This is a genomic window from Methanobrevibacter sp. (genome assembly GCF_030539555.1).
In the GTDB taxonomy this organism is placed as follows: domain Archaea; phylum Methanobacteriota; class Methanobacteria; order Methanobacteriales; family Methanobacteriaceae; genus Methanocatella.
This window is the reverse complement of sequence record NZ_JAUNXX010000020.1, coordinates 1-25,568: the sequence shown is the minus strand read 5'-3', so window position 1 is coordinate 25,568 and position 25,568 is coordinate 1. Positions and strand designations below refer to the sequence as shown.

The following is a 25,568-nucleotide window of genomic DNA, read 5'->3' as shown; positions in this document are numbered from 1 at the left end:
TACTAACGTCATTTTCAAAAAACAATTAGGTTTAAATTATGAAATAGACCAGAAATATGTTGGATTAAAAATGAAAGAGAATAATATTTTATCTTTTAATTTCAGAGTTCCAGGTTCTCTAATCAATGATGTTGAAGCATATTTCAAAAGATTTAAATTAGGTGAACCAATTTTGGTTGATATTGGTGGGACTGGAGATATAAAATGTGATTTTAAAGGTCTTTCTCCGGTTTTAAAAAGTAAGGATGAATTTGATCAGTATTTTATCTCAGCAACCTTACAAGAGGATAAGCATTATAATCCTTTAGAAGAAGAAAAATGTGAAACATGTAGTGGATGTGGATTCCACTAAATTAACTCTTTTTTTATTTCAGTGCATTATTTAATGTTCTTGTTTCTGTTAGAATATATTTCATCAGCAATAGTGTTGCAATAAAAATAGCTATGCCTAATAAAATTATCCATGGGAATGAAGTTAAAATCGAATCGATAGGGGTTATTTCAAGAACCGTTGCAACGGCATTATTTATAAAGTGAACACTCATGGGAACCAGAATATTGTCTGTTTTCATGTACAAAATGCACATGCACATTCCAAATAGGAATGCACTGATTATACCTCCGAAATCATGGCCAATTGCAAATAAAAACGAAGAAATCAGCATGGCTGGTATGAATCCGGTTCTGATTTTTAGCCTGTTGAATATAACTCCTCTAAATATCAACTCTTCCAATACCGGTGCAAAAATTATTGAGGATATTGCAGTGTATAGGAATGCAGTTGGAGTTAATGATACTGAGTCAATATCGATTATACTTACCCATGTGGGGTCACTTATTCCAATAATCGCGTCTAAAACGACAATGGAAAATAAAAAAATGTATGCAAAAATAATGTTTAGTGCAAACACATATAATATCTCATTTTTCGTATCCTTTAAAAGCAGATTTTCAAGATTTGCGCTTAACCCTTCTGTGCCTTTTAAACACCAAATGAAGAATATCAAAATCAGAATTAAAAATACTATCATTAATAAATCATCGTTTGTTTCGATAATAGGGAAAATTACCATTAATACTCCGGTTAGTATTAACGCAATCAGAACTCCTATAATAAGTTCCCTAAGTTTGATTGTTCTCAGCCGGGTATTAAAATTTTTCACTTGTTTGTCCATATACTAATCCTCTTTTTCCCGTTATTCGATTAACAGTATTTTTTTTAAGTTTTTTAATTTAAATTAAAGTTAAAAAGAATTTAACTCTTATAGGGTAGTAAACTGTTTATTAAAATAATATTAGAAATGTTATAATTATTTTTAAGTAACAATATTTATATACTTTTATATGTATATTTATTGCTTAAGAGGAGTCTAATAATATGTTTGATTTGGTGTTTGATACCATATTTTTTGCTTCATACGGCAATGTTTATGGGCTTGGCAACATAACTCTCAGTTTGTCTGATGTTTTATTGGCTTATATTGTAACTATGGTAGTTTCAATTGTAATGGCATTAATTTTAAGAGTCCCATTATTGCCTAGCAAACCATATAGGTATTCTTTTGATGTAAGTGCATTATATCCGACTCCAATAATAGCTATTGGTATTTTTTCAATATTTCTAGTTTTGAACTATACTTTTATCTATAACGGATTGGTATTGGCGGCAGCCATAGGTGTCCTGTCCGCATTATTCGTAAAGTATTTGTTCGATTTTGTATTTCCAAAGCCTTTGGATGATGATGTTGGGGAGGAGATGCAATGAACGAAATTATTGGAATTGTAATTGCTGCTATTCTATGTTGGCTGAATTTTGTAATTGTGGATACTTATTTCGGACTTCCTGAACAACCCGGTGTTAAAGGTGCAAGGATTGTTGGGGAAAATGTCAAAAAAAGAGGTGGAGACATTGCAGGTGGATTTTTCCAGGGTAATATCTTATGTTCTCCTGACGCATCCGCAGGTACATTATTAGCTTCAATCGGATATTTCCTTTTGGGAATTCCTGGGGGGATAATAGCTGCATTTTTAGTATTTATTGGAAACAGGTTATGTGCTGATCCAGGATATGCTGGAACTGTTGGAAGTTTAACTGCAACAATGATTGTCTTTGTTTGTTCATTTGTTGGTTTAACTCCTGAAATGTTTATTGTAGGAATGGTTATTGCAATTTTGACCATTCAGGGAATTGATCAAGTTAGAGCATCTATAATTTTGGGAAAGATAGCTCAAAAACTCAATAGGCATGCAAAGGAGTGATTAGATGTATGTTGAAATTATTGGAATTATCGTCATTTTTGTAGCATTAAGAGCTTTGATAACTCAAAATAGGGCTGAAAGATTATTATATTTGAATGTTATTGGTTTTGGAGTTTCTGCCATTATTGCTTTGGTAATCAATACTCCTTTTGCCCTTGTAGTTGCTGCAGCATTCTTTATTTGTTCTACAATCAGTGCTAATGCAATTGCATATACATTGAATAAGCTAGATGATGAAATACTATTGGAGTGAGACAAAATGGAATTTGTATCAATAATTGCAATAGCTTTAATGGTTATAGGTGCATTTGGAATAATATTTCTCAAAAAACCTTTAGATAAAGTTATAATGTTTTCTATCCTTGATGCAGGATTTGTATTGGTTGTTGTCTTATTCAAATATCTTGATGTTGCATTGTTTGCAGCATTAGTTGATCCATTATCAACATTAGTATTCATTTTAGCTATTGTCAAAATCAATGAAATTAGAAAAAACAAGGTAAAAAGTGGTGAATTGCATGATTGAGGTTCAAATATTCTTTTACTTTGGTATTTTCTTAGCAATTATCGGAAGTATTGCTACTGCATGGGGGCCTGGTGTTAATGACCCTATTGTTAGAACATTCAATGCCGAAGTCGCATCCATAGGTGTATGTTTGGTGTTATTATGTTATAATCATGTTTTAGCTTTATTGACTTTACTTGCAACTACTGTGATTATTACATTAATATTATTTAGAGCTATTATTCGTTTAGAAGAGATGGGGGCAGATGTATGAGAATTGGAGTTTTATGGAATAAACTGGCTGATCCAAAGAATATTCCTCGTCTTTTTGCATTTAGTTTGGGTATAATTTTAATTGTTGGTCTTATTGTGCCGATGGCATTAAATCCAGATCAATTATATGTAAGGCCAGCTCCTCAAGTCCAAGCAGATGAAGGATTGGCTCTTGCCCCTTATGAGCGGGGCGGTGAAGTTTTAGTGGAACCTGGAATAATTAATCCTCAATATCCTGATAATGCAGCTGAATTGGGTATGATAACAGGATATATGTCTCCATTGGCTCAATGGATATCATCAATTTCCCCATACTTCGGCACTTCGATTTATTCATCTCCTGGTGGGTTAATAGATGAAATTTTATATTACACTAGAGGTTTCGATACAATTCTGGAGTCCAGTATTCTGATGATGTCATTCATCATTGCTTCATGGTTATCTATTAATTATACAATGAATAGGAAAAATGATGGAAAAGAGATAAAAGAAGATGTTAAAAAAGCTATAAATGAATCTACTCAAGTTGCTAATGAAGTTAAGATTAGTGATGCAAAAGCCAGATCAAAACAATTAAGGAGGGATAACTGATGGTATTCATGCCTCCTTATGTTCCTGTTGAATTCCTAAACATGTATCTGCCGGCAATTTATGCTGGGTTAATTGTTGGATTTATAGGGGCAATGGCAATAGCAATGAAAAAAGAGGAAATCCACATCCTTATCTTAACAGATTTGGTTGGACTTGCAATGATATTTGTTGTCTCTGCAGTTGGAACTGACTTGGCAGAAGCTTTGATTTTACCTGGTCTGGTTGTGGAGCTGGCTGAAACGTTAGCTATTTCTGAAATCCTGATTACAAGAGAAATGCGTAAAATAGAACAAAATCCAAGAAGAAATTTAACTAAATCATCTTCAATGTTTCCGCAAGCATTTTCTCTGAATATGGAAATCATGACTACTGCACCTAATTTCATCGCATTAGTGCTTATTGGTTATGGAATTTTCTTAACCGGTTTTACTGGAGGGGCAGTAGCAGGTGGAGGAATAGTTTTATATGCATTGTCTAAAAAAGCAAGAGGACTTCCTGTATTGATATTGGATGGTATTGCCGGAGTTTCTGGAATAGCATGGTGTTTATGGATAATCGGATTTTTATTATTCTTCGTAACTCCTCAATATTGGCTATTGAGCTTATTCTTAGCAGCATGTGGATTATTATTAAAAGTAGCTTCAAAAGTAGGTCTGATTGGTCTGCTTATGAGAGAGGACATTGATAAGGAGTAGGTGATGGTTATGGATTTTGTTACACTTGGAGGAAATTTACTTGGAACAATTCCACTTGGAGATATTGTATTATACCTCACACCATTTAATTTGTTCCTTTTTGCAGTTTTACTTGGGTTTACTGCTTTGATTGCTTTAAGTAAACCTGAAACTCAAATAGAAGCTACATTGCATTATTTAAACAATACTAAAGTAAATGTAGGTCCGAAAGAATTCAAACAGAGAAGATTTCTATCAGTACTTTGTGGTATAGCATCTGCTGGTGCAATGATTACTGGAGATTTATTCAACTTTACATTGTTCATGGCACTTGTAGGTATTTTAAATATAGGTATTGTTTCCGCTGTAAAGCAGACTAGTGTGTTAAATTCTGCATTCAATTATGGTTTAATAGCTATGATGTGTAGTTTGCCATTATTTGGAGGGGCGGCAATAATTCTTGCATCCACAGGAACTTTAAGTTTGGCAGTATTGTCCCAAATGCCTGCAAGTCCAATGGTCGTATTTGGAGCAGTATTGATGTTAATAGGTATTTTGGGTGAAAGTGGAGTAGCACCATTTTTCGCAAGCAAAGCAGAAATGTTTAGAACAGCAGGTTCTCCATTCATAGTTATTATTCACTTAAGTTCATTGTTTATTATTGTAAGAGCTGTTGAAATATTATTATTGGTATTGTGGTAGATGGTAGTATGGATAGTCAAAAAAGTATTTATGTTATATTATTGGCATTATCAACAATAGCCATTCTTGCTTGTCTGGTTATAGACTTGGAAGCATGGATTGTTTATGCTGTAGCCATATTTGGTATTCCATTATGGATTATGTCTTTGGGATTATTAACAATGGCAAGACCAAAACCTGAAGATGCAGAAGAAAGGGTGAAAGAACCATTTACTGGGTATTAGGGTGGTATTATGAATTTAATGGCAGATATTTTAATCAATGTTATTATTGCATTTCTGGCAGGAAGCCTGCTTCTGGGATTGCATAGAAAAATCATGGCCCGTGTTCAAAAACGTCCGGGACCACCTATAGTCCAGCATCTGATACACTCTTTGAAATTTTTCTTTAAAGAGACTGCAATTCCAAAAACTGTTTCAAAGGTATTTTATATTGGTATCGTATTTATATTGGCATTAGTTTGGATTGTTGGGGTTATTGCAGGTCCTGTAGCTCATGATTCCTTATTAATTTTATTTGGTGTTTATGCAGTCTACAAAATTGTAGAGCACAACTCAGGATCAAGTTCAGGTTCACCGTACGGCAAATTAAGTTGTGTAAGGGCAGTACTTTCAGCGGCATCTGAACTGCCTTTATTTGTTGCTATCGTGTTCGTTTATATGGTAACCGGTACAATGAATATTGGAGAGATTATCACTTACCAATCCGTTCATGGTCCGTTGGTCTTTTCAATTCCACTTGCAGCTTTAATGTTTTTCATGTTAATTATTACAAAATCACCATACTCTCCGTTTGCAATTACAAAAGATAAAGTATTAATTTCCGGATTTGAAACAGAACATTTCGGATTCCTAAGAGGATTCATGCTGTTTTCCGAGTCTGTTGCATGGTATGTGATGCTTTGGGTATTTTTAACAATATTCTTTGGTCCATTAACTGCAGTCGGATATTTAATTGGAATGATTGTGATTACATTCATCACAGGATTTATTAATGCTACAACACCAATACTAAGTCCAAATCATTCTGTAATGACTCAAATTACTATAGGTGCAATATGCTTCTTTGGAACAATTATAATGATATTTACTGGAGTGGTAGCATGAATAGTGAGGATGTAATTGTTTATTTGACTTTGCTGGTTGCTATTGGAATAATAGTTGTTGGATTATTGGCAACATTTTTGCATTCAACTATTCTCTTGCCGATAGTAATTATTGGAATAATTTTGGCCATATTTGTATTCTTGGCCAGAGGCAACTTTTCACATAAAATCGAAAGTATAGAAAAAATATGTTTTGTTATAACATTTTTGGCAATTATTTGCTCATTCATATTACTTTATAAACCAATGTAGGGGATATTATGTTAGATTATATGATTTATTTGCTTGCATTTGCTGTTGGATCCATTTTGGGTTTACTTTATAGTTATAAACAACATGGTGAACCATTTGTTGCAGTAACTGATGTTAATATAATAGCACTTGTGATTGCAGTTTTCGGATGGTTTTTAGCATTCAATTCTGGTAATGTTATTTTGTCTGCAATCGGTTTTCTCCTAGGTGGTTTTGTAATGGGTGAACGACCTGGATATGGTAGAAGAGAAACTGCCATAGGTTTAATAATTGCAATAATTGTGTATGTGGTATTGAAATTAACAGTATGATGTGGTTTGAATGGATGATGATGCTAAATTAAGATTGATGCAGAAGAGAATTATAAAAAGTTATGCGTGGCAAAGAGATATTGTCGTTCCACTTTCTGAAGAATTTAACTGTACTGTTGATGAGTTGGAAGATGTTTTCTTTGATTTGTTGGATATGGATTCTTTAAATGCCATGCATGGAACATTTAAGTCTGCCGAAGACATTTGTCTTTATCAAAAATTAAATGCTGATTTGAGATTATGCTGGTTTAGCGGTACTTTGGAAGTAATCTCTAAGGAAGACGGTAAAAAGTTAAAGATGAAATTGATAAATGAAATTAAAAACGGTAAATCTTATGAGGATGCATTAAAAGAAGGTCAATTAGAATTATTTAAATTATTAAAAAAAGAAGCAGAATTTAAATCAAGTTTATAAAATTATTAAAATAAAGAGGGAGTACAATGTTAGATGCTATAAGGGATGCTGTGAGAAAAAGCTCGATTCATGTTTGCATCGTAAATTGTGGAGGATGTAATGGATGTGATGTTGAATGTGTTGCATTATTATCTCCAAGATACGATTTAGAGCAATACGGTATTTATGTTCACAATAATCCTCGTGAAGCTGATGTTCTATTGTTGACTGGTGCTGTAACAGAGCAATGGGTCAATAACTTAAAGAGAATATATGATAAAGCTCCTGAACCAAAAATAGCAGTGGCAGTAGGAAATTGTCCTCAGTCTGGAGATGTTTTTGCTCAGGAAGGTGGGCATGTGCATGCGCCTGCTTCTGATTTCATTCCAGTTGCTGCAGCCATTCCGGGGTGTCCGCCTAGACCTAGCGAAATCTTAGAGGCGATTCTGGCAGTTGGTCCACAAGCTATTGCTGATAGAGGGAGGGAGAGTAAATGATAGTACCTATTGGTCCGATTCATCCTGCTTTAAAAGAGCCAATTAGGCTTAAACTCCAAACTGAAGGTGAAAGAGTTGTTAAGGCTGAAATTGAATACGGTTATGTTCATAGGGGAATCGAAAAAATAATTGAAGGTCAAACCTGGCAAAAAGGAATCTATTTATCTGAAAGAGTCTGTGGAATCTGTTCATATGAGCATACACAAACCTTTGCAGAAACTATCGAGCAAATTTCTGATGTTGATGTGCCTGTAAGAGCTCAATTCCTAAGGGTTATTACAAATGAACTGGATAGAATTCAAAGCCATTTTCTTGCGAATTCCACATTTTTCAAGTCAATGGACCATGAAACATTGTTCATGCATGTTTTAGAACAAAGAGAATATGCAATGGATTCAATTGAATTATTAACTGGAAACAGGGTTAATATGGGTTGGAACGTAGTTGGCGGTGTTAGGATGGATGCTGACGAACGCCATTTCAAACCGATTTTGGAGAATCTTGATAAGATTGAAGAAAATTTCGAAAGGATTCGTGCATTATTTGCTGAAGGTCCTGCTCTTGCTTTGAGATGTAAGGGAATTGGTGTAATGACTAAAAAAGAAGCCATTAAAGGCCGTGCAGTAGGTCCGATTGGAAGGGCTTCCGGAATAAAAGAGGACTTGAGAAATGGCCATTACACTTATGATGATTATTTCGACTTTAAAGTGATTAGAAGAAGTGAAGGTGATAATTACGCAAGGACTTTAACCAGATTTGATGAGATTCCGGAATCTATTAGTTTAATTAGGCAAGCTATTGAAAATATTCCTGAAGGCGAAATCAGAACTCCTGTTGATTTAAAATCAGGTTATGCAATGCGTAGAAACGAAGCTCCTCGCGGTGAAGTTACATATATGATTGAAACTAATGGCAGTCTAATCAAGAATATTTCAATTAGAACTCCAAGTATTGCAAACATGGACTCCTGTGCAAAATATATGATTCGTGATGTTCCTACAGTTGCTGATGCTGTATCTACATATGCATCCTGCGACCCTTGTGTAGCCTGTGCAGAAAGAGTTGCCATAACCAATGAACATGGAAAAACTGATATAAAAGACTTTTACGAGGTAATCTAAATGTCTTCATTAATGTGGTATATTTTCGATTTTGCAAGAAAGGCATGGACAGATGCATTTGCAAATGCAAAGACCAATCCTGAAATTGCAGAAAAACCGGAAAGATTTAGAGATTTTCCCAAAGTCAATAAAGAGTATTGTATCGGTTGTGGAGCATGTACTGTTTCATGTCCTTCACCAAATGCCATTAAAATTATTAGGGAAAAGGATGATGAACAAAGCGAAGGTTTAACTTATCCTGTCATCAATCCAGGTGCATGTATTCGTTGCGGATTCTGTGCAGAAGTTTGTCCAACTGACCCTAAAACTTTAGAATGTGGTTTGAATCATTTAATCTTACCTGAATTCAACATTATTCCTTCAAAAAGGCAATACATTGTTGATGATTATTTATGCATAAAATGTAAAAAATGCATGAAAAAATGTCCTGTGGATGCAATAGAAATCATTAATGATAAACTTCAAGTAAATCAGCTAAAATGTATTTCTTGCGGAGAATGTTTAGGTGTTTGTCCAGTTAATGGGGCAATGAAAGGAGTATTTGTCGAGAATTTGCAAGATCAAAAAGATTTAATTCTTTTGACTGTAAACTACCTTGAAGAGTATATTAATGATAAGGAAGAGGATTTAAGGTCTTTAGATCAAAATGGCCTTTTACAATATGAAGTTCCACTTTCAGGAATATGGGATGACGCATTGAAAATCATTCCTGATGAGGAAATTTCATTGGAAATCATTACTAATGCGGTCAATAGGCTTAAGATTAGAATTATTGATTGGGATTCATCTAAATGTGAAAAATGTCAACTTTGTGTTCCTGAATGCCCTACTGGCTGTATTACTTTTGATAAGGATGAAGATTCAATTGTAAGGGATAAAGATAAGTGTTTACGTTGTAGTATTTGTTACCAAACTTGTCCGTTTTCAGTAATCAAATATTTCATTGCCAAATTCTCCCTCGAAGGTGATGAAATTATTCACACTACTGTAAAGGCATCTAATTTAAATGAGGATATTGTTATGGAGTGAGCGTTATGATTGATAGTTATACTAAAACACCAAGACCATTAAGACATGTTGATGTCGATTATGTTATTGATCAGACAAAATGTGCGCAGTGCAGTGATAAACCTTGTCTCACATTATGTCCAATTGATGCAATATTTATGGATGATGATGATGGTCTTGTCAAAATAAAAAACACTTGCTTTGGTTGTGTATTGTGCCGTAATGCTTGCCCATTTGATGCAATTTCTCTTGATGTAAAAATGGATCCTCCTTTAAAAGAAAATGTTCCAAACATCAATGTAAAGCTATGCAAAGCATGTGGGGCTTGTGTTCAAGCTTGTAAGAATGGTTCCATTCATATTGTGGCTGACGGAAAACAGGAGCCTCATAGTGAAATTGATAAGGATACATGTATTCGTTGCGGATATTGTTTCAGAGTGTGTCCTACTGATGCGATTAAATATGGTCAGTTACTTCCTAAAACTGTTAAAGGAGGTAAAGCTATTGTTGTTAATCAGGATAAATGTATTGGCTGTATGACCTGTACCAGAGTTTGTCCGTCTATGGGTGCAATAAATGTGGCCAGAACCAATAAGCTGCCATATATAAATCCAGGATATTGCGCAAGATGTGAGGAATGTATGCATTCATGTCCTTCAACTGCGATTAAGTATTCATCACGTAAAAAAGCCTATAAAATGTATAGTGAAATCAAATCATTTGATATTGTATCCGGAATTATAGATTATGACATGAAAAGATTGTCTTTGGATTTGATTAGTCTAAATAAAGTCCTTGAAAAAGTAGGAAAATCAATAGCTTTGGAATTCAATGACCAGAATTTCGAAAATTTCATAGAATACAAAGTTAATGATTTAATGGAAAGGGAATTGGAGGTTAGTTTGGATTCCAGTATAAAGGTGGATAAATTTTCAAAATTGTTTGGATCCTATTTGATGGACAGAAACATTGAAGTTTATGAAAATAAATGCATTGCTTGCGGGGATTGTTTTAATGTGTGTCCTGTTGGAGCGATAGAACTAAACGGTCCAAATCCAATTCAAATCAAAGATAACTGCATATACTGCGGAAAATGTGTTGAGCAATGTAAATTTGATGCTATTGGGGCTTATGATGATTATTTCTACAGTAAAGACACTGATTTGTACTATGCAAGGTCTTACTTGCACAATCAGAGATTAGGTGATTTCTCACTTTCAGAAAATAAATGTCAGGCATGTGCGATTTGCGTAAAAAATTGTCCAACTGAAGCTTTAACATTAAATGATGATAAAATCGAATTTGATAGTGAAAAATGTATTTACTGCAGACAATGTGAAGCGATTTGTCCTTTAGCGGCAATAAGAATCGTTAACTTCAGGTGATTGAATGTTTGAAAAATCATTTATTACAGATTGTGAAGGTCCACTAACTTTAAATGACAATGCCTTCGAATTATCGGCACATTTTATAGAAAATGGTGGTGAACTATTCAAGATTCTTAGTTTATATGATGATTATTTGGTTGATATAGTTAAGAGGGATAATTATAAAGCGGGTAATACGTTAAAATTAATTCTGCCCTTCTTTGTTTGTGAAAATATTAAAAATGCTGATTTAATTGATTTTTCTCAGAATAATATTTATGCAGTCAATGATTCAAAATTCCTTTTAAGTTACTTGAAGGAAGCTATGAATACTTATATAGTTAGTACCAGTTATGGCCAGTATATTGAAGCACTTTCAAATTATATGGATTTCCCCTTCGAAAATACATTTTATACAAAAGTGGATGTGGATGCTTTAGTATTAAATGATGAAGAAATTGAAAAAATCAATGAGTTCAAACAGGAAATTTTAGAAAATCCGGATGACTATGAGTTATTTGACAATATTTTCTTTTCTGAAATTCAAAAAATGGGAATTTATGACATAATTAAAGAAATTGATGTTGTTGGAGGTCAAGGCAAAAAGTTAGCTATCGACGAAATAATCAAAAGGGATGGCATTAATGTGGATGAGATATTGTACATTGGGGACAGTATTACTGATGTTGAACCGTTGGAATTTGCAAGAAACAATAATGGAATCAGTATTTCATTTAATGGAAATGAATATCCTCTGAAAGTTGCAGAAATAGCTATAGTGTCACCTAGTGCCATAACAACTTGTGTCATAGCGAATATTTATTCTAATACAAATAAGAATAATGTTTTAAAATTCATTGAGGAGTATAACGTCTCCAGTAATTTAAATGAATTATTAAATGAATATGATGTTGATTCGGATATCAAAAATAAATTTTTTGATGTCTTTAAGGATGAAAAGTATCCTTTAATCAAAATTGTTAATGAAAATAACTTTGGAGATATCCTGAAAGCAAGTAAACACATGAGAAATAACATTCGAGGTCAGGATATTGGAGGATTAGGTTAAATCTAACGGAAGGTAATAAAATGGATTATGAAAAAGTTGAAGACACATTCTTTGAAGCTTTTAATGGCAAATATGTAAGAGCATTAATTACCGGACCTACCAAGGAAATTGTTAAAAGAGCAGCGTATGATTCAACCTCCACTCCCAGTGCTGTGATTGGGAGAGTTGAAGGAGGAGTCGAAGGGTTTTTGGATGAAAGTCAAACTCCTGATGGAAGATACGGTGCAGTTGTACAGTACTGGCTAGGCGGGGATGATGTAGATAAATTTGCATTTGAATTGTCCTATAGATTAAGGCAGGATGTTTTAGTCAAACCATTTACACGTATATTTGATTATTCTAACTCAGACTGCGGTGAATATATTGAAATGATGGACATTGTAGGTCACTGCGGAGACGGATATGAATGGACTGTTGAAAAGTACGGAAGAAAAATGATTAATGTTCCGATTGCAGTTCCTGATTTTCAAATTGAAGAAAAATTTAAAATAAATGATGGGATAATGGGTGGAAACTTTTGGTATTTATGTTCAACTCCAGGAGCAGTTTTAAAAGCCGGAGATGCTATAATAGATGCAATAATGGATGTTGATGGAGCCACAGCACCGTTTGAGATATGTTCTGCAGCTTCAAAACCGGAAACTAATTTCCCAGAAATCGGGCCGACAACAAATCATGTTTACTGCCCTTCTTTAAAGGAATCTTTGGGCGATGAATCTAAAGTTCCTGAAGGTGTCAATTACATTCCTGAAGTTGTTGTTAATGCAATCGATGAGGAATCAATGAATAAAGCTATTAAAGCGGGAATTGATGCTGCTTTAGAATTTGATGGAGTAATTAAAATCTCTGCAGGTAATTTTGATGGTAAACTTGGAGATAAAAATATAAATTTATTAGATATTTTAAAGTAAGGTTTTAAAATGGAAATTTATGATAATGATCTTAATGCGGAAATAATAGGATTCGGAGCTTTAAACGTGGATAAGCTGTACTCTGTAGATAAAATCGTTTCACATGATGAAGAAAGTTTCATCACAGGTGAAACTGATACTCCTGGAGGCTCTGCAGCTAACACCATTGTGGGATTGGCACGTTTAGGCTGTTCAACATCAATCATCGGAAAAATAGCGGAAGATGATGACGGGGATTTAATAGAATATAATCTCGCCATTAATGGCGTCTATACGAATAACCTGATATATTCAGAAACAGGATCCACAGGAAAATGCATAGGATTTGTTGATAATGATGGTGAAAGATGTCTTTATATATCTCCTGGTGTTAATGATGACATTAAAATCGGCGAAATAAATCCGTTAAACATCATGAGATGTAAAATCATGCATTACACTTCATTTGTAGGAGATTCTTTCAATACCCAAATAGAACTTTTGGAAAAACTCAGCAAGGAAACTCTGCTAAGTTTTGATCCGGGAATGTTATATGTTGAAAAGGGATTTGAAGAGATAAAACCAATCCTCGAGAGAACTGATATTCTACTTATCAATGAATCCGAATTAAGATTATTGTGTAATAATGATGATGCTGATTTAAAAGAATTAACTGTAAGTCTTTTAGACTTGGGAATTAATACCATTGTTGTAAAGCAAGGTTCAAAGGGTGCTTTTGCCATAAGCAATTCTGAAGAATGTTTTGTCGAAGCATTTGAATGTGATGCTGTTGACACTACCGGTGCCGGTGACAGTTTCAACAGCGGATTTTTATACTCCTTTTTAAAAGGATATGGCCTTGAGCAGTCTTGCAAAATTGGAAACTGGGTGGCAAGCAAAGCTATCCAGGGTTTTGGAATGGATAAATTTCCTACTGCAAAAGAATTGGAGGAATTCTTTTAAATAACATATATTTAAAAATAAATTAGTTAGTTGGTAATAATATGAATGTATCTTTTATTAAACAGATGAAAAATTTGGAACGTGAAGTTCTTTTGAAATCTGTTGAATTAGATGATGATGGGGATGATTTCCAATTCGAACTAGATGACTTTAGCGCTGAAGAAGAAATCATCGCTGTTGCACCTAAATGTGTAAGATGTAATACCTGTGTTGAAGCATGTCCAGTTAATGCAATCGAACCAGCTAATATTTTTAGAATAGCTAAAATAACTGATAAATGTGTTAAATGTGAAATCTGTGTACAGACTTGCCCGATTTCAGCCATTAAATTAATCAACAATTCAGTTATTTATGACCATGAGGAAGAATTGGACATTATTGAGTATAATTTGAGTAATGTCAGCATTCCTCATAGAGTAGTTAGGATGAATAATATTTCAATTGATTATTCAGTTGATAATAATTGGGATGATTGTGCTAATTTATGTCCAACAAATGCATTCACTCTTGAATTCAAAGAGTTCTTTGATGATTTAAATATGGATTTAGGTATAGAACTAATTGAAGATGAATTATATCCGTATGTTAATGAAAATATGTGCATTGGATGTGGTGCTTGTGTTGAAATTTCTCTAAATGACAATGCAATTGAATTGGATAGGTATATAGGACCTATTGTTCACGGAAGGGCTATTGATGTCAATCATGATGCTTGCGTAAATTGTTATTTATGTGAAGAGAATTGCCCGACAGGGGCTATAGAGTTAATCGATGGTGAAGTTGTTCTTGATGAGGATAAATGTATACGTTGTGTGAAATGTACTAGTCATTGTCCTGTGGGAGCAATAAAACGCATTGAAATTAATTAAAAAATGGGGTTTTGTTTATGAGAGCAAAAGAGTTAATGGATAAAGAATTTGTATATTTAAACTGTGAAGATAGTGTTGTTGAAGTTTCAAAAGTAATGGAAGAAATAAGACGTTTCACCTGTCCGGTTGTAAATGACAATAAACAATTGGTAGGATGGATAACATCTTTCGACATTACTAGAGGATTAAGGGAAGGCAATGAAAAAATATCTGAAATAATGAGTGATTATGAAGATATTGCCACTGTTCATGAAAATGATCCTGCAAGAAAAGCAGTTATTTTAACAGCAAATAACAAATTTGTCACAGTTCCGGTTGTAAATGACAATAATCAGGTAATCGGAATGGTCAGAGCCTGTGATATCGTAGAATTATTGTCCGATTTATATGATATTAAAGTTGAGAAATTATACAAGGCAATGCAAAACCAATTAAAAGGCGTGACCTGGGAAGAATTGATGGCTGCATCTGCATTGGTGTCCAAAAAGACAACAGGCAAAAAGATTTCACCTGAGGAATATGAAGCTAATATTATGGATTCCACATTTGGAGAAGCTATTTGGGCCACTGGAGGTTTAGAAAAATTCTTTGCAGGTTTAATCTCAGTTGGTGAGATGGTTATTGCTCGTCGTGTTGGAAAAGCAAGAAGATAATTGGTTTTTTCTCATTGGAATCTGGCATACGATTCACGCATAACCCCATCCAAGGATAACGCTTGGTGAAAACTTTTCCATAACTTATATGAATTGTGAATTGTAAACAGATATTCTATTAGAGTTTAAATGCACTTCTAGCACGATATATTATCTTTAGGAAAATTAATCAATGTTTACATAACACTAAAACTAATGCATTAACTGGAAAAAGGGCATTGATTAATTATAATCTCCTAAATATTTTTTTTAATTCAGTTTTTACACATTATTTTTATTAATGATTAAAGACTTAATATGAATATTAATATAATTTTTGTTTAAAGGCGGTATATTAAATATGCAAAAGGTAATAAATTCACATTGTCATATTTATCCTGAAAAAATTGCTTCAAAAGCAGTTAAAGGAATTCGGGATTTTTATGATTTGAACATGTCTTTAACTGGTGTGGTTGATAATCTTTTAGAGGATGGAGATAAAGTCGGTGTTGTTCATTATCTGGTTCATTCTGTAGCTACAACTCCAAAACAGGTAAAATCAATAAATGAATTCATTAGTGATGTTGTTAAAGAGCACCCTAATCTTTTTACAGGTTTTGGAACTCTTCATCCGGATAGTGATGATATCCAATCAGACTTCGATTATCTGCTTAGTTTAGGTCTTAAAGGAGTTAAACTTCATCCGGACTTTCAAAGATTTGCCTTAAATGATGAAAAGGCATTTAAAATGGGGGAAGTTATAAATAATGGAAACGTCCCTGTTTTAATTCATTGTGGTGATTATAGATATAACTATTCTAATCCTGATCAACTCAAACCATTTTTAGATAAATTTCCTGATATGACTGTTATTGGAGCCCATTTTGCCGGTTGGAGCGTATGGGAAGAAGCAACAGAAAAACTTGCCGGAACTCCAAATCTTTTTGTTGATTTAAGTTCTAGCCTTTATGAATTGTCTTCCGAAAAGGCAAAAGAATTGATTTATGCGTATGGTGTTGATAAAGTTCTATGGGGAACTGATTATCCTATGTGGGAATCAGAAAGCGAAATGGAACTTTTCCATAGGATAGGTTTGTCTGAGGAAGAAGAAAATATGATATTATATGAAAATTCCGCAAAATTGCTTGGAATTAAATAATCTGGTGAAAAAATGAATTCGAAAACTAAATTTACTTTAATCTGTTTATTTTTAGCTTTATTTAGCATTGCTATTGTTTCCGCTAATGATGTTAACTCTACAGATTTGCAGGCAAATCATGTGGATGACTCTGTGATGTCTGTTGACAATGATTTAAATAAGGTGGAATCTGTTAATTATATGTCAGATTCAAATAATGAGTCAAACTTAAAGGTTTCAGAGGATAGCATCATCAGTAAGGATTCTAATCAGGATGCTTATTCTGTTTCCAATAAAACTGTAAAACTTGATACACAGATTACTTCGGTCAGTAACATGGTTATCAAGGGGAAAAATTTCCAGATTTATCTAAAAGACAAAAACAATGCTCCCGTTAAAAATGTTACTGTAATATTCAAGTTGGATAAAACTAATTTTAAAGCGACTACAAATTCAAAAGGACTTGCGACTCTTACAATAACAAAAGATGTTGGAACTTATCCTATTACTGTCTCATTTAATGGTAATAAGGATTACACTGCAGTTTCAAAAACATTCAATGTTGTTGTTCCGAGAACTGTCAGCATTGTTATTGTAAATGATAAATTGCTTACAAACGGATACCTTAGGGCCTATCTGAAAAGCTCATATTCGAATGTGATTTCAGGCAAGACTTTAACAATCAAAATAGGAAGTAAAACGTTCAATAAGGCTACAAATTCCGAAGGATATGTAATCATTAAACCTAAAGCAGGTACACGAACATACTCAGTTAGCGTATCATTTGCAGGAACAAATAATATAGCTGGCGCAAGCAAATCCAAGAACGTCACTGGTGTTAAAGGCAGTGCTCTCAATCTGTTTATAAATAATGTTCCACAAAAAAACGGCGTTCCGGATATTGATTATCTGGTTGGAAATTATGTGATGGCGGATGGAAATGCAAAATACACTCTTTTAAAAGCACAATATCATGAAGTAATCAAAAGAGATAGTTATTGTTTATATTTAAATAACAAATTGACAAAATATACAGTATTCAAATCCAAATCAGAGCCTTACATAAATCATATTATCAAAAGAGAAAAATGGAATGTAATTGAAAGGGAAATCAATACCAAAGTCGTTCTCAAAAATACCTATAAGTATTGGCCGGGTCAGATTACTGCGGACTTGAAAGGAAAAGCCTACACCTACTCAGAAGTGAGGGATGTTCAGGACACAGGTTATACTTGCGGTCCAACTTCCTGCAGTATGTGCAGTCAAGTTTTAAGGAACTATGTAAATGAATGGCAACTATCTAAGATGGCGGGCACTGATCCTAATTACGGTTCAAGTACCAGTGGTTTAAAGGCAGCATTGGAAAAATATAATATGAAATGCAGCTATTTCTATAAAAGTTCATGGACAACTGCTTTAAATGCACTCAAGAAAGGCGGTTGTGCTTTAGTGTTCCATACTTGGTATCACTATGTCTGTATTTTGGATATAAGCAAGGACGGCAAAAAAGTTTTAGTGGGAAATCCTTCAGGGGACTATAACACCGGAAGTCATGCCATTCCAACAAAATGGTTGACAGTAAACTACATGTATAATCGTTTCAATAATTATGATACTTCTAGTTTAATCGTTAAACTCAAATATTCACTAAGTGCAGCTACTAAAACTAAAATCAACAAGTTTTATTCAAATATGGGTAAATGGACTAGGTCAAACACTAATGAAAGAATTCCTCAAATTGATTGAGGTTTCTTTTTACTTTTTTTTTAAATTCGATTGTTTCTTCACAAATAATTGGAAAGTATTTTATAATTTTATTCAGATATATAGTATTAATCAAAAATTGTTAATTGGATATTATAGGATATATTTTAAAATATTTAGATTAATTTAGTTTATTTATTAAATTATTCAATAAAATTTTTGAAATAATTTGGATTTTCTTTTAATAATTTGAGATAAATATTGACTTTTTGTGATAAATATGGTGGAAGAAAATAGTAATATGCTACTTGGCACTGGTGAAAAACCACCTGCACTTCGTTGGCTTTTACTTGCTATTCAGCATGTATGTGCAATGTTTGGAGCTACAATTTTAGTCCCTATCGTAGTGAACACAACTGCAGGTGCAGATATTTTATCAATCCCGGTGGCATTGGTTTCATCTGGTATAGGTACATTAATCTATTTGATTTGTACTCGTAATAGAAGCCCGGTATATCTGGGAAGTTCATTTGCATTCATTGCTCCTATGATTGCAGGTTATGCAATTGGGGGGTACTGGAAGTGTATTTACAGCATTAATGATAGTGGGTATTGTTTATGTGATTATTTCACTGATAATTCGTGTTTCAGGTCCCGGTTGGATTAACAAATTACTGCCTCCTGTAGTTGTTGGGCCAATGATTATGGTTATTGGTTTGTCTCTTGCTCCAACTGCTATTCAGGAAATTGGTTTGGATTTAGCTGTTATTCCTTGGCAAAATCTGGTAGTTGCATTTATAGCATTCTTAACAACTGCAATTATTGCCGTTCGTGGAAAAGGAATCATACAGGTTATTCCATTTTTAATTGGTATTATTGTAGGATATATCGCAGCGGCCGCATTGGGTATGGTTGATTTTTCACAAGCTCTAACTGCTAATGTTATTGAAATCCCTAAATTTTACATGCCGTTCATGCATTATAATTTAAACTTTGCAGCGGTTCTAACAATTGTTCCAATTGCTTTAGTGACAATGGTTGAGCATGTCGGTGACCACAAGGTATTAAGTGAAATCATAGGCCGTGATTTAATTGAAGATCCGGGTCTTCAAAGGACATTGCTTGGTGACGGTCTTGCAACATTTGTTGCAGCATTATTAGGAGGTCCTGCAAATACAACTTACGGTGAAAACACTTCAGTTGTAGGTATGACCCGTGTTGCTTCAACTTATGTAATTGGTCTTGCAGCGATTGTGGCAATTATATTTGCATTTTCAGGTCAATTAACTGCAATTCCAGCACCTGTTTTAGGAGGTATTTCTGTATTGTTATATGGATTTATCTGTGTAAACGGTCTTAAAATATTAATCCACAATCAAGTTGATTTCAACAACACCAAAAACGTTGTTGTGGCTGCAACAATGCTTGTTTTAGGTTTGGGTGGCGCAACATTATCCGTTGTTTCAGGTGATTTGTCTCTTTCAATATCCGGAATGGCACTTGCAGCTATTGTTGGAGTAATCTTAAATCTTTGCATACCGGAGGAAAACCATGAATGAGTTTGTATTGAATCATCCGTTGATAACTCATAAGCTTGCAATTTTAAGGGATATTAATACTGGAACTAAAGAGTTTAGGGAATTAGTTACAGAAATATCAACAATCCTGATGTATGAAGCTATGAGGGATGCGAAATTAGAAGAAACAACAATTGAAACTCCATTAGAAAAAATGGATACTGGAATGTTGAATGAAGATAATTATGCAGTTGTTCCAATCCTGAGGGCTGGAATGGGCATGGTTGATGGAATATTGAATGTCATTCCAAATGCAAAAATAGGCCACATCGGACTTTACAGAAACGAAGAAACATTCGAGCCTGTTGAATACTACTACAAAATGCCCGATGGAATCGATAAGAGGGAAGTTCTTGTGGTTGACCCTATGCTTGCAACCGGTGGAAGTGCATCTTCGACCATTTCAAGATTAAAACAGGATGGTGTTACTAAAATTAAGTTGCTATGTATTGTAGCAGCTCCAAAAGGAATTAAAACAATTGAAGATGACCATCCTGACGTTGAAATATTCTGTGCAACCGTTGACAGAGAATTGAATGAAAATGCTTACATCCTCCCTGGTTTGGGGGATGCAGGTGACAGAGTATATGGTACAAAATAGTGAAGTTCAACTTCACTTAATCTTTCTTTTTTTGGTGATAAATTTTGAATTGGAATTTAATCTGGCCGATTTTAATAGTTATTCTATCTAATACATTCTATAATATTTGCATGAAATCGATGCCTTCGGATGTAAATCCCTTTGCAGCATTGATGATTACATATCTTGTAGCGGCAATAATTTCAGCGATTATTTTTATATATGCGGTTGGTCCCTCAAATGTTGGATTTGAAATCTCCAAAATTAATTGGACATCAATTATTTTGGCAATAGCTATCGTTGGACTTGAAGTAGGTTATGTATTCGTATATCGTGCAGGTTGGAGTGTTAGCACGGCTAGTGTAGTTGCAAATATAGGTCTAGCTTGTGTTTTAATTGCTGTTGGATATTTGCTTTATAGAGAAAATGTTTCTCTAAACCAGATTATAGGAATAATCGTTTGTATGTTTGGCTTAATTTTGATTAATCTGTAGGTGATGTTATGGTGTGTCCTGTTTGTGGATCATGGGTTGAAGAAGGTGAGGAATACTGCCCGAATTGTGGATATGATGTTTACTGTATTGATGAATATGATGACTATTAGTAAACAGTTTCATATCCTGTTTTCACTAATTTTTTTAATTTACTTATTCTGTAAAATAATTTATTTTTAATAATAATTTTTTAAAAATACTATTTTTTAGCCTAAAAAAGTCAATAATATACATTAATAAATAATATATTAATATTATAAGGTTAATTATCAATAATTAATTCTTACTATCGATGTCAAAGGAGGTGAAAAATGAATAAAAAAGCTTTCATTGTTGTATTATTTGTGTTGGTTCTATTAAGTTTAAATTTCAGTGTGGCTCAGGAAATTGATAACACAACAATTGAAGATTCAAGTTCTGCAATAGATAATAATGTTTTATCTGCTAGTGATGCTAATCAAACAGTTATTAAGGCCAATTCTCAGATTAAAACCCAGATAGATGTTAAAAGTAACACAACTTTTGACGTGATTGATGACTATTTTAAAATAAAACTCTCTGACGATAAAGGCAATGTGTTAAAAAACACTAAAGTGACTTTTACAGTTGCTGGAAGTACTTATAGTAAAACTACAAATAAATATGGAGTAGCTTCTCTTCAGCTTAAATTAAATGACGGATCTTACAAGTTTACAACAAAATTTTTAGGAAATTCTAAATACAAAGCCTCCTCAAAAACAACTACAATAACAATGAAAAACACTCGTGTTGTAGCTGCAGGACTTTCAAATACTGACATTCAAAAAATTATTGATAATGCAAAAGATAAAAATGTCATTTTATTTAAAGGATCCAGCTATTCCAATATCAATCTTCTAATTACAAAGCGTTTAACATTGGTAAGTAATTCCAGCACTGTCTTAAAATCAGGTTCATCAAGTCCGGTATTTACAATCAGAGGCAAAGATGCTTCATCAACCACTGTAAAAGGTTTTAAAATTCAGGGCAATGGTAATGGAATTGCAATTTCCGGCTCTGATTATGTTACAGTTATTGATAATGATATGTCCACTAAAGGAAATGGCATTTTTGCAAATGGAGCAAAATATCTCAATATCACTAAAAATAACATTGCTAAAAACTCAAATAATGGTATTGTTATTTCAAACTCCAATTTAGTTTATATCTATTACAATAAAATCTCTGAAACGGCGAAAATGGTATCGTACTGACTAATTCCAGCAAAGTATACATTCACGGAAATACTATTTCGGGCAACGGTGAAAACGGAATATATGTTTCTGATAAAGTAAACAACGTTGATTACGGTACATCTGAAAATATCTACATAAGTTCAAATGCCATTTCTAAAAACACAGAAAATGGTGTTTATATCTATAAAGCTGGCGATAATATCAATATCAACGGAAATAGTATAGTTTCCAATACATTAAGCGGCATTTCATTAACTGCTATTGGAGACAATAAAATTCAATCTAATGAGATATCAAACAATGCTTATGTGGGAATTAAATTCAACGACGATTATGTGAAACCGAAAAATCAGGACATTAACTATAATGCCCTTATTAAAAACGGACATGTTTAGGTTGAGGCTAAAGATACCTATTATTATGACACCGGAGGACAACTGGAGATAGGCGATAACTGGTATTCTGACAGGGCTTTAATTTGCCTAGGGTCAATACAAATAAGATTCAATTCACAGTTACCCAAATTGGGGATAATCAATTCCAGGCTTCATTTGTTGACTCAAATGGTAACCTTGCAAGTTTACTTCCGGACAGAACATTAACTTACACAACAAATGATGGAAAAACATTAAGTGTTACAGTTAGTGGCGGATCAGGAGTGTTCACAGTAGATGCGAACAATGGAGATATTGTAAAGGCAACTGTAGATTATTCCTCAAGGGAAAATGTTTATGATGGAAATGCTCCAAAATCAAATCCGTCTAATGGCGTAACTCCAAGCTACAATTACCCTGACATACCATATGATTCTGAAGATGAAGAAATAAATAACAGGATTGCATATGATGGCGGTAACGGTAACGGTAATGGAGAGGGCAATGGCAATGGGGGATCTGGAAACTCAGGCACTTCACAAAATGGAGGTGACAATACTGGAAACAGCACCCATAGCCAACAGAATAGTCCTGGAAATAACGCAAATAATCCTATAAATGATGTTTCACAAAGTTATGAAACAGAAACTACCGCTTCAGCACAAAGTGCTTCCAGCAGTGGCAGCGGGGATGCAAACAGCGCCCAATCTCAGTCTGTCGCAAAACAGATTATTATTGAAGAAGATGAATTCTTTAGAGTCACTGGAATGACCTTTATTGTATTGCTGATAATATTGACTATAGGTTATTATTATCGTGATGACATTAAAGAAATGAATTCCAAAAGATAATTTTTCTTCTTATTTTTTTTTCTATTTTTTCTATTTTTAGCCATTTTCATAATAAATTATTTAATATATCTTTTACAAATTTTATATTATCTTACCTTTGGAGGATTAATATATGAATAAAAGTGATTTGAAAAGAGATTATTATATGCTCAAAGGACCACTTGCCAAAAAGGGATATGATTGGTGGTGGCATTCCCTAACTGCATATAATAAAAAAACTGGTGAACCAAGACCTTTTTTTATAGAATATTTCACATGCAACCCTGCATTGGCTGAAGAAGAACCTGTTTTAGGTCAGGACCCTGAAAATCAACGTTTAGGTAAAAAACCTTCTTATTGTATGATTAAAGCGGGAACATGGGGTAAAAATCCAAAGCAGATTCATAATTTTTACTCAATGAAATATTTCGATTGTCCGGATGATGAATTGAATATTCAGGTAGGTGATTGCAGTCTTACCGAAACTCACATGAGCGGATTTGCAAGGGTAAGTGAAGAAGATGCCCGTAACCATCCTGAATACATGTGCGATGCTGGAGATATGATGTGGGATTTGGATATTGATAAGCAAATCACTTTTAATGTGGGTTATGGTGCAAGTTCAATATTCAGGAAATTAAATTCATTTGAAATGTTCTGGCATGCTGAAGGAATTAAAACACAATATAAAGGAACCATCTGGTTTGATGGTGAGGAATATGAAGTGATTCCTGAAAAATCTTATGGATATGCCGATAAAAACTGGGGAGGAGATTTCACTTCACCATGGCTTTGGATTTCATCATGTAACCTGACCAGTCTTATAACCGGTAAAAAATTAGAAAATTCTGCATTTGAAGCAGGTGGTGGAAAACCAAAAGCATTTGGTATATCCATTCCACGTAAACTGTTAATCGGATTTTATTATGAAGGAACCATGTATGAATATAACTTTGCAAGATTCTGGAACCTTGTAAAAATCGACTTTGACTTTGAGGAAGGGGATGAAGTCCATACATGGAGAATAAATGCAAGCAATAAAAATTCAAAAATGGAGCTGGTGCTTTACTGCAAACGTGATGAGATGATGCTATTCAATTATGAAGCTCCAAATGGTAAAAAATTACACAACCGTTTATGGAATGGTGGAAACGGCTGGGGTGAAATCAAACTATACAAAAAAGATGGAACTTTAATTGACCATGTAAAAATGGAAAATGCCGGTTGTGAATACGGGGAGTATGATAAAGAATGATTTTTACTGATATCATTGCATTGATTATTGTATATGTTTATGTTATTGTAATCTTTATTATAGCTGAAAAGGTTTTAAAGTCCAGACCGGAATTTTCACGCAAATTCCTCCATATCATGGTGGGCAATATGATTTTTGCAATGCCCTTCTTTTCAAACCCGTGGGTTATGATTATTGGTTTGACATTGCCTGCTTCGATTGGAACCTTTTTATTAACCGAATACTCTCCAATTAAAATAGAAAATAGTATGACTGAATCCGGCCATGCTCTTGGATTATTTTTCTATTCTGCAATTTGGACAATATTATTAGTCATATTCGGAAATTATATATGGATTGTTGCATTGGCTATTGTTCCTTTGGTATATGGTGACGGATTTGCAGCTTTAATCGGTATCAAATTTGGTAAAGTTAAATTTTCCATTTTCGGAAGTACAAAATCCGTTGAGGGATCTCTTGCAATGTTTGTTGTAACAACCGTCATGAGCGTGTTTGTATGGATGGTTTTCACATCAATCGGATATAATATGCCTGAATTCAATATAGTTAATATTATACTCATTTCCGCTGTTGCAACAATATGTGAAGCATTCAGTTATGGTGGAATTGACAATTTAACAGTTCCAGCATTAACTTCAGTTTTATATTATTTGGTAGCTGTATTATAGCTACTTCAATTTTTATTTTTAATCACTACTTTTTGCATTTTAGTTACTTATTTTTGCATCTTAGATATATTGCCAAATAGCCATTTATATTGATTCTAACTAAGTAAAATTAACGAATAGTTATTTGGTGATACAAATGGATTTACGTTATGAAGCTGAAAAAAGAGTAGATGCAAAAATAAAATTTCAAGAAAATCTATATAAATATCTGATTGTAAATACAATTATAGCCATAATCTCTTTAGTATTTTT

General features: G+C 33.6%; 37 protein-coding genes. 36 read left to right on the top strand and 1 reads right to left on the bottom strand.

Annotated elements, in window-relative coordinates; translation table 11 throughout:
- Nucleotides 1-10 precede the first annotated feature (10 nt).
- On the top strand, nucleotides 11-352 hold the full coding sequence (locus tag Q4Q55_RS05595) for a hypothetical protein (protein ID WP_303371843.1): 342 nt from the start codon (nucleotides 11-13) through the stop codon (nucleotides 350-352).
- Nucleotides 353-365: 13 nt separating this feature from the next.
- Here the strand turns inward: Q4Q55_RS05595 and Q4Q55_RS05590 are convergent, their stop codons facing one another.
- A complete protein-coding gene (locus Q4Q55_RS05590; protein WP_303371842.1) occupies nucleotides 366-1,175 on the bottom strand; it encodes a CPBP family intramembrane glutamic endopeptidase in 810 nt (269 codons plus the stop codon).
- A 203-nt stretch (nucleotides 1,176-1,378) separates the two neighbouring features.
- On the opposite strand from Q4Q55_RS05590, the gene Q4Q55_RS05585 reads away from it, so the two are divergent.
- The 35 genes from Q4Q55_RS05585 to Q4Q55_RS10650 form a co-directional block, all read left to right on the top strand.
- Nucleotides 1,379-1,765, top strand: a complete 387-nt coding sequence (locus Q4Q55_RS05585) for an energy-converting hydrogenase A subunit A EhaA (protein ID WP_303371841.1) — start codon at nucleotides 1,379-1,381, stop codon at nucleotides 1,763-1,765.
- Entirely contained in the window at nucleotides 1,762-2,259 is a 498-nt protein-coding gene (locus Q4Q55_RS05580) for a hypothetical protein (RefSeq protein WP_303371840.1), read from the top strand. The genes Q4Q55_RS05585 and Q4Q55_RS05580 overlap by 4 nt, the downstream gene beginning before the upstream one ends.
- Before the next feature lie 4 nt (nucleotides 2,260-2,263).
- Nucleotides 2,264-2,512 carry a DUF2109 domain-containing protein gene (locus Q4Q55_RS05575; RefSeq protein ID WP_303371839.1) on the top strand — a complete coding sequence of 83 codons (249 nt, stop codon included), beginning with the start codon at nucleotides 2,264-2,266 and terminating at the stop codon, nucleotides 2,510-2,512.
- A 6-nt stretch (nucleotides 2,513-2,518) separates the two neighbouring features.
- Nucleotides 2,519-2,785 carry an EhaD family protein gene (locus Q4Q55_RS05570; RefSeq protein ID WP_303371838.1) on the top strand — a complete coding sequence of 89 codons (267 nt, stop codon included), beginning with the start codon at nucleotides 2,519-2,521 and terminating at the stop codon, nucleotides 2,783-2,785.
- Entirely contained in the window at nucleotides 2,778-3,038 is a 261-nt protein-coding gene (locus tag Q4Q55_RS05565; RefSeq protein ID WP_303371837.1) for an EhaE family protein, read from the top strand. Before Q4Q55_RS05570 ends, Q4Q55_RS05565 begins: the two co-directional genes overlap by 8 nt.
- The gene (locus Q4Q55_RS05560; protein WP_303371836.1) at nucleotides 3,035-3,628 is read left to right on the top strand and encodes an EhaF family protein; all 594 of its coding nucleotides are present in this window, start codon (nucleotides 3,035-3,037) and stop codon (nucleotides 3,626-3,628) included. Before Q4Q55_RS05565 ends, Q4Q55_RS05560 begins: the two co-directional genes overlap by 4 nt.
- Nucleotides 3,628-4,323: an EhaG family protein gene (locus Q4Q55_RS05555; RefSeq protein ID WP_303371835.1), complete on the top strand. Its 696-nt coding sequence runs from the start codon at nucleotides 3,628-3,630 to the stop codon at nucleotides 4,321-4,323. The genes Q4Q55_RS05560 and Q4Q55_RS05555 overlap by 1 nt, the downstream gene beginning before the upstream one ends.
- A 9-nt stretch (nucleotides 4,324-4,332) precedes the next feature.
- Nucleotides 4,333-5,004, top strand: a complete 672-nt coding sequence (locus Q4Q55_RS05550) for a hypothetical protein (protein WP_303371834.1) — start codon at nucleotides 4,333-4,335, stop codon at nucleotides 5,002-5,004.
- A gap of 8 nt (nucleotides 5,005-5,012) precedes the next feature.
- Nucleotides 5,013-5,228, top strand: a complete 216-nt coding sequence (locus Q4Q55_RS05545; RefSeq protein ID WP_303371833.1) for a DUF788 domain-containing protein — start codon at nucleotides 5,013-5,015, stop codon at nucleotides 5,226-5,228.
- A gap of 9 nt (nucleotides 5,229-5,237) precedes the next feature.
- A complete protein-coding gene (locus Q4Q55_RS05540) occupies nucleotides 5,238-6,110 on the top strand; it encodes a respiratory chain complex I subunit 1 family protein (RefSeq protein WP_303371832.1) in 873 nt (290 codons plus the stop codon).
- A complete protein-coding gene (locus tag Q4Q55_RS05535; protein WP_303371831.1) occupies nucleotides 6,107-6,361 on the top strand; it encodes a hypothetical protein in 255 nt (84 codons plus the stop codon). Before Q4Q55_RS05540 ends, Q4Q55_RS05535 begins: the two co-directional genes overlap by 4 nt.
- Before the next feature lie 8 nt (nucleotides 6,362-6,369).
- On the top strand, nucleotides 6,370-6,672 hold the full coding sequence (locus Q4Q55_RS05530; RefSeq protein ID WP_303371830.1) for an energy-converting hydrogenase subunit EhaL family protein: 303 nt from the start codon (nucleotides 6,370-6,372) through the stop codon (nucleotides 6,670-6,672).
- 10 nt (nucleotides 6,673-6,682) lie between these two features.
- The gene (locus Q4Q55_RS05525; protein ID WP_303371829.1) at nucleotides 6,683-7,087 is read left to right on the top strand and encodes a DUF1959 family protein; all 405 of its coding nucleotides are present in this window, start codon (nucleotides 6,683-6,685) and stop codon (nucleotides 7,085-7,087) included.
- Nucleotides 7,088-7,113: 26 nt separating this feature from the next.
- The gene (locus Q4Q55_RS05520) at nucleotides 7,114-7,563 is read left to right on the top strand and encodes an NADH-quinone oxidoreductase subunit B family protein (protein ID WP_303371828.1); all 450 of its coding nucleotides are present in this window, start codon (nucleotides 7,114-7,116) and stop codon (nucleotides 7,561-7,563) included.
- The gene (locus Q4Q55_RS05515; RefSeq protein WP_303371827.1) at nucleotides 7,560-8,684 is read left to right on the top strand and encodes a nickel-dependent hydrogenase large subunit; all 1,125 of its coding nucleotides are present in this window, start codon (nucleotides 7,560-7,562) and stop codon (nucleotides 8,682-8,684) included. The genes Q4Q55_RS05520 and Q4Q55_RS05515 overlap by 4 nt, the downstream gene beginning before the upstream one ends.
- The gene (locus tag Q4Q55_RS05510) at nucleotides 8,685-9,713 is read left to right on the top strand and encodes a 4Fe-4S binding protein (RefSeq protein WP_303371826.1); all 1,029 of its coding nucleotides are present in this window, start codon (nucleotides 8,685-8,687) and stop codon (nucleotides 9,711-9,713) included.
- A 5-nt stretch (nucleotides 9,714-9,718) separates the two neighbouring features.
- Nucleotides 9,719-11,077 carry a 4Fe-4S binding protein gene (locus Q4Q55_RS05505; RefSeq protein ID WP_303371825.1) on the top strand — a complete coding sequence of 453 codons (1,359 nt, stop codon included), beginning with the start codon at nucleotides 9,719-9,721 and terminating at the stop codon, nucleotides 11,075-11,077.
- Nucleotides 11,078-11,081: 4 nt separating this feature from the next.
- Nucleotides 11,082-12,128: a hypothetical protein gene (locus Q4Q55_RS05500; protein ID WP_303371824.1), complete on the top strand. Its 1,047-nt coding sequence runs from the start codon at nucleotides 11,082-11,084 to the stop codon at nucleotides 12,126-12,128.
- Nucleotides 12,129-12,148: 20 nt separating this feature from the next.
- A complete protein-coding gene (locus Q4Q55_RS05495; RefSeq protein WP_303371823.1) occupies nucleotides 12,149-13,039 on the top strand; it encodes a formylmethanofuran--tetrahydromethanopterin N-formyltransferase in 891 nt (296 codons plus the stop codon).
- Nucleotides 13,040-13,048: 9 nt separating this feature from the next.
- On the top strand, nucleotides 13,049-13,981 hold the full coding sequence (locus Q4Q55_RS05490) for a carbohydrate kinase family protein (protein ID WP_303371822.1): 933 nt from the start codon (nucleotides 13,049-13,051) through the stop codon (nucleotides 13,979-13,981).
- A gap of 41 nt (nucleotides 13,982-14,022) precedes the next feature.
- Nucleotides 14,023-14,850: a 4Fe-4S binding protein gene (locus Q4Q55_RS05485; RefSeq protein ID WP_368660142.1), complete on the top strand. Its 828-nt coding sequence runs from the start codon at nucleotides 14,023-14,025 to the stop codon at nucleotides 14,848-14,850.
- Nucleotides 14,851-14,867: 17 nt separating this feature from the next.
- Nucleotides 14,868-15,503, top strand: coding sequence for an HPP family protein (locus Q4Q55_RS05480; protein ID WP_303371820.1), 636 nt, complete (start codon nucleotides 14,868-14,870; stop codon nucleotides 15,501-15,503).
- 340 nt (nucleotides 15,504-15,843) lie between these two features.
- The gene (locus Q4Q55_RS05475) at nucleotides 15,844-16,641 is read left to right on the top strand and encodes an amidohydrolase family protein (RefSeq protein WP_303371819.1); all 798 of its coding nucleotides are present in this window, start codon (nucleotides 15,844-15,846) and stop codon (nucleotides 16,639-16,641) included.
- A 12-nt stretch (nucleotides 16,642-16,653) separates the two neighbouring features.
- Nucleotides 16,654-18,366 carry a cysteine peptidase family C39 domain-containing protein gene (locus Q4Q55_RS05470; protein WP_303371818.1) on the top strand — a complete coding sequence of 571 codons (1,713 nt, stop codon included), beginning with the start codon at nucleotides 16,654-16,656 and terminating at the stop codon, nucleotides 18,364-18,366.
- Nucleotides 18,367-18,604: 238 nt separating this feature from the next.
- The gene (locus Q4Q55_RS05465; protein ID WP_303371817.1) at nucleotides 18,605-18,991 is read left to right on the top strand and encodes a solute carrier family 23 protein; all 387 of its coding nucleotides are present in this window, start codon (nucleotides 18,605-18,607) and stop codon (nucleotides 18,989-18,991) included.
- Nucleotides 18,930-19,883: a uracil-xanthine permease family protein gene (locus Q4Q55_RS05460; protein ID WP_303371816.1), complete on the top strand. Its 954-nt coding sequence runs from the start codon at nucleotides 18,930-18,932 to the stop codon at nucleotides 19,881-19,883. Before Q4Q55_RS05465 ends, Q4Q55_RS05460 begins: the two co-directional genes overlap by 62 nt.
- Entirely contained in the window at nucleotides 19,876-20,502 is a 627-nt protein-coding gene (gene upp, locus Q4Q55_RS05455; protein WP_303371815.1) for a uracil phosphoribosyltransferase, read from the top strand. The genes Q4Q55_RS05460 and upp overlap by 8 nt, the downstream gene beginning before the upstream one ends.
- 44 nt (nucleotides 20,503-20,546) lie before the next feature.
- Nucleotides 20,547-20,975 carry an EamA family transporter gene (locus tag Q4Q55_RS05450; RefSeq protein WP_303371814.1) on the top strand — a complete coding sequence of 143 codons (429 nt, stop codon included), beginning with the start codon at nucleotides 20,547-20,549 and terminating at the stop codon, nucleotides 20,973-20,975.
- A gap of 8 nt (nucleotides 20,976-20,983) precedes the next feature.
- The gene (locus tag Q4Q55_RS05445) at nucleotides 20,984-21,085 is read left to right on the top strand and encodes a zinc-ribbon domain-containing protein (protein ID WP_303371813.1); all 102 of its coding nucleotides are present in this window, start codon (nucleotides 20,984-20,986) and stop codon (nucleotides 21,083-21,085) included.
- A 201-nt stretch (nucleotides 21,086-21,286) separates the two neighbouring features.
- The gene (locus Q4Q55_RS05440) at nucleotides 21,287-22,207 is read left to right on the top strand and encodes a right-handed parallel beta-helix repeat-containing protein (RefSeq protein WP_303371812.1); all 921 of its coding nucleotides are present in this window, start codon (nucleotides 21,287-21,289) and stop codon (nucleotides 22,205-22,207) included.
- On the top strand, nucleotides 22,198-22,584 hold the full coding sequence (locus tag Q4Q55_RS10655) for a NosD domain-containing protein (RefSeq protein WP_368660144.1): 387 nt from the start codon (nucleotides 22,198-22,200) through the stop codon (nucleotides 22,582-22,584). The genes Q4Q55_RS05440 and Q4Q55_RS10655 overlap by 10 nt, the downstream gene beginning before the upstream one ends.
- Nucleotides 22,585-22,667: 83 nt before the next feature.
- On the top strand, nucleotides 22,668-23,414 hold the full coding sequence (locus tag Q4Q55_RS05435; RefSeq protein ID WP_303371811.1) for a hypothetical protein: 747 nt from the start codon (nucleotides 22,668-22,670) through the stop codon (nucleotides 23,412-23,414).
- 112 nt (nucleotides 23,415-23,526) lie between these two features.
- A complete protein-coding gene (locus Q4Q55_RS05430) occupies nucleotides 23,527-24,648 on the top strand; it encodes a tocopherol cyclase family protein (protein WP_303371810.1) in 1,122 nt (373 codons plus the stop codon).
- Nucleotides 24,645-25,316: a diacylglycerol/polyprenol kinase family protein gene (locus Q4Q55_RS05425; RefSeq protein WP_303371809.1), complete on the top strand. Its 672-nt coding sequence runs from the start codon at nucleotides 24,645-24,647 to the stop codon at nucleotides 25,314-25,316. Before Q4Q55_RS05430 ends, Q4Q55_RS05425 begins: the two co-directional genes overlap by 4 nt.
- Nucleotides 25,317-25,452: 136 nt before the next feature.
- The coding region (locus Q4Q55_RS10650; protein ID WP_368660143.1) for a 2TM domain-containing protein at nucleotides 25,453-25,568 on the top strand (116 nt) is incomplete at its 3' end.

What these genes read in the sequence shown, in the direction of transcription:
- Q4Q55_RS05590 (WP_303371842.1), bottom strand. Translation starts at nt 1,175, where the DNA reads ATGGACAAACAAGTGAAAAATTTTAATACCCGGCTGAGAACAATCAAA.
- Q4Q55_RS05585 (WP_303371841.1), top strand. Translation starts at nt 1,379, where the DNA reads ATGTTTGATTTGGTGTTTGATACCATATTTTTTGCTTCATACGGCAAT.
- Q4Q55_RS05580 (WP_303371840.1), top strand. Translation starts at nt 1,762, where the DNA reads ATGAACGAAATTATTGGAATTGTAATTGCTGCTATTCTATGTTGGCTG.
- Q4Q55_RS05575 (WP_303371839.1), top strand. Translation starts at nt 2,264, where the DNA reads ATGTATGTTGAAATTATTGGAATTATCGTCATTTTTGTAGCATTAAGA.
- Q4Q55_RS05570 (WP_303371838.1), top strand. Translation starts at nt 2,519, where the DNA reads ATGGAATTTGTATCAATAATTGCAATAGCTTTAATGGTTATAGGTGCA.
- Q4Q55_RS05565 (WP_303371837.1), top strand. Translation starts at nt 2,778, where the DNA reads ATGATTGAGGTTCAAATATTCTTTTACTTTGGTATTTTCTTAGCAATT.
- Q4Q55_RS05560 (WP_303371836.1), top strand. Translation starts at nt 3,035, where the DNA reads ATGAGAATTGGAGTTTTATGGAATAAACTGGCTGATCCAAAGAATATT.
- Q4Q55_RS05555 (WP_303371835.1), top strand. Translation starts at nt 3,628, where the DNA reads ATGGTATTCATGCCTCCTTATGTTCCTGTTGAATTCCTAAACATGTAT.
- Q4Q55_RS05550 (WP_303371834.1), top strand. Translation starts at nt 4,333, where the DNA reads ATGGATTTTGTTACACTTGGAGGAAATTTACTTGGAACAATTCCACTT.
- Q4Q55_RS05545 (WP_303371833.1), top strand. Translation starts at nt 5,013, where the DNA reads ATGGATAGTCAAAAAAGTATTTATGTTATATTATTGGCATTATCAACA.
- Q4Q55_RS05540 (WP_303371832.1), top strand. Translation starts at nt 5,238, where the DNA reads ATGAATTTAATGGCAGATATTTTAATCAATGTTATTATTGCATTTCTG.
- Q4Q55_RS05535 (WP_303371831.1), top strand. Translation starts at nt 6,107, where the DNA reads ATGAATAGTGAGGATGTAATTGTTTATTTGACTTTGCTGGTTGCTATT.
- Q4Q55_RS05530 (WP_303371830.1), top strand. Translation starts at nt 6,370, where the DNA reads ATGTTAGATTATATGATTTATTTGCTTGCATTTGCTGTTGGATCCATT.
- Q4Q55_RS05525 (WP_303371829.1), top strand. Translation starts at nt 6,683, where the DNA reads ATGGATGATGATGCTAAATTAAGATTGATGCAGAAGAGAATTATAAAA.
- Q4Q55_RS05520 (WP_303371828.1), top strand. Translation starts at nt 7,114, where the DNA reads ATGTTAGATGCTATAAGGGATGCTGTGAGAAAAAGCTCGATTCATGTT.
- Q4Q55_RS05515 (WP_303371827.1), top strand. Translation starts at nt 7,560, where the DNA reads ATGATAGTACCTATTGGTCCGATTCATCCTGCTTTAAAAGAGCCAATT.
- Q4Q55_RS05510 (WP_303371826.1), top strand. Translation starts at nt 8,685, where the DNA reads ATGTCTTCATTAATGTGGTATATTTTCGATTTTGCAAGAAAGGCATGG.
- Q4Q55_RS05505 (WP_303371825.1), top strand. Translation starts at nt 9,719, where the DNA reads ATGATTGATAGTTATACTAAAACACCAAGACCATTAAGACATGTTGAT.
- Q4Q55_RS05500 (WP_303371824.1), top strand. Translation starts at nt 11,082, where the DNA reads ATGTTTGAAAAATCATTTATTACAGATTGTGAAGGTCCACTAACTTTA.
- Q4Q55_RS05495 (WP_303371823.1), top strand. Translation starts at nt 12,149, where the DNA reads ATGGATTATGAAAAAGTTGAAGACACATTCTTTGAAGCTTTTAATGGC.
- Q4Q55_RS05490 (WP_303371822.1), top strand. Translation starts at nt 13,049, where the DNA reads ATGGAAATTTATGATAATGATCTTAATGCGGAAATAATAGGATTCGGA.
- Q4Q55_RS05485 (WP_368660142.1), top strand. Translation starts at nt 14,023, where the DNA reads ATGAATGTATCTTTTATTAAACAGATGAAAAATTTGGAACGTGAAGTT.
- Q4Q55_RS05480 (WP_303371820.1), top strand. Translation starts at nt 14,868, where the DNA reads ATGAGAGCAAAAGAGTTAATGGATAAAGAATTTGTATATTTAAACTGT.
- Q4Q55_RS05475 (WP_303371819.1), top strand. Translation starts at nt 15,844, where the DNA reads ATGCAAAAGGTAATAAATTCACATTGTCATATTTATCCTGAAAAAATT.
- Q4Q55_RS05470 (WP_303371818.1), top strand. Translation starts at nt 16,654, where the DNA reads ATGAATTCGAAAACTAAATTTACTTTAATCTGTTTATTTTTAGCTTTA.
- Q4Q55_RS05465 (WP_303371817.1), top strand. Translation starts at nt 18,605, where the DNA reads ATGGTGGAAGAAAATAGTAATATGCTACTTGGCACTGGTGAAAAACCA.
- upp (WP_303371815.1), top strand. Translation starts at nt 19,876, where the DNA reads ATGAATGAGTTTGTATTGAATCATCCGTTGATAACTCATAAGCTTGCA.
- Q4Q55_RS05445 (WP_303371813.1), top strand. Translation starts at nt 20,984, where the DNA reads ATGGTGTGTCCTGTTTGTGGATCATGGGTTGAAGAAGGTGAGGAATAC.
- Q4Q55_RS05440 (WP_303371812.1), top strand. Translation starts at nt 21,287, where the DNA reads ATGAATAAAAAAGCTTTCATTGTTGTATTATTTGTGTTGGTTCTATTA.
- Q4Q55_RS05430 (WP_303371810.1), top strand. Translation starts at nt 23,527, where the DNA reads ATGAATAAAAGTGATTTGAAAAGAGATTATTATATGCTCAAAGGACCA.
- Q4Q55_RS05425 (WP_303371809.1), top strand. Translation starts at nt 24,645, where the DNA reads ATGATTTTTACTGATATCATTGCATTGATTATTGTATATGTTTATGTT.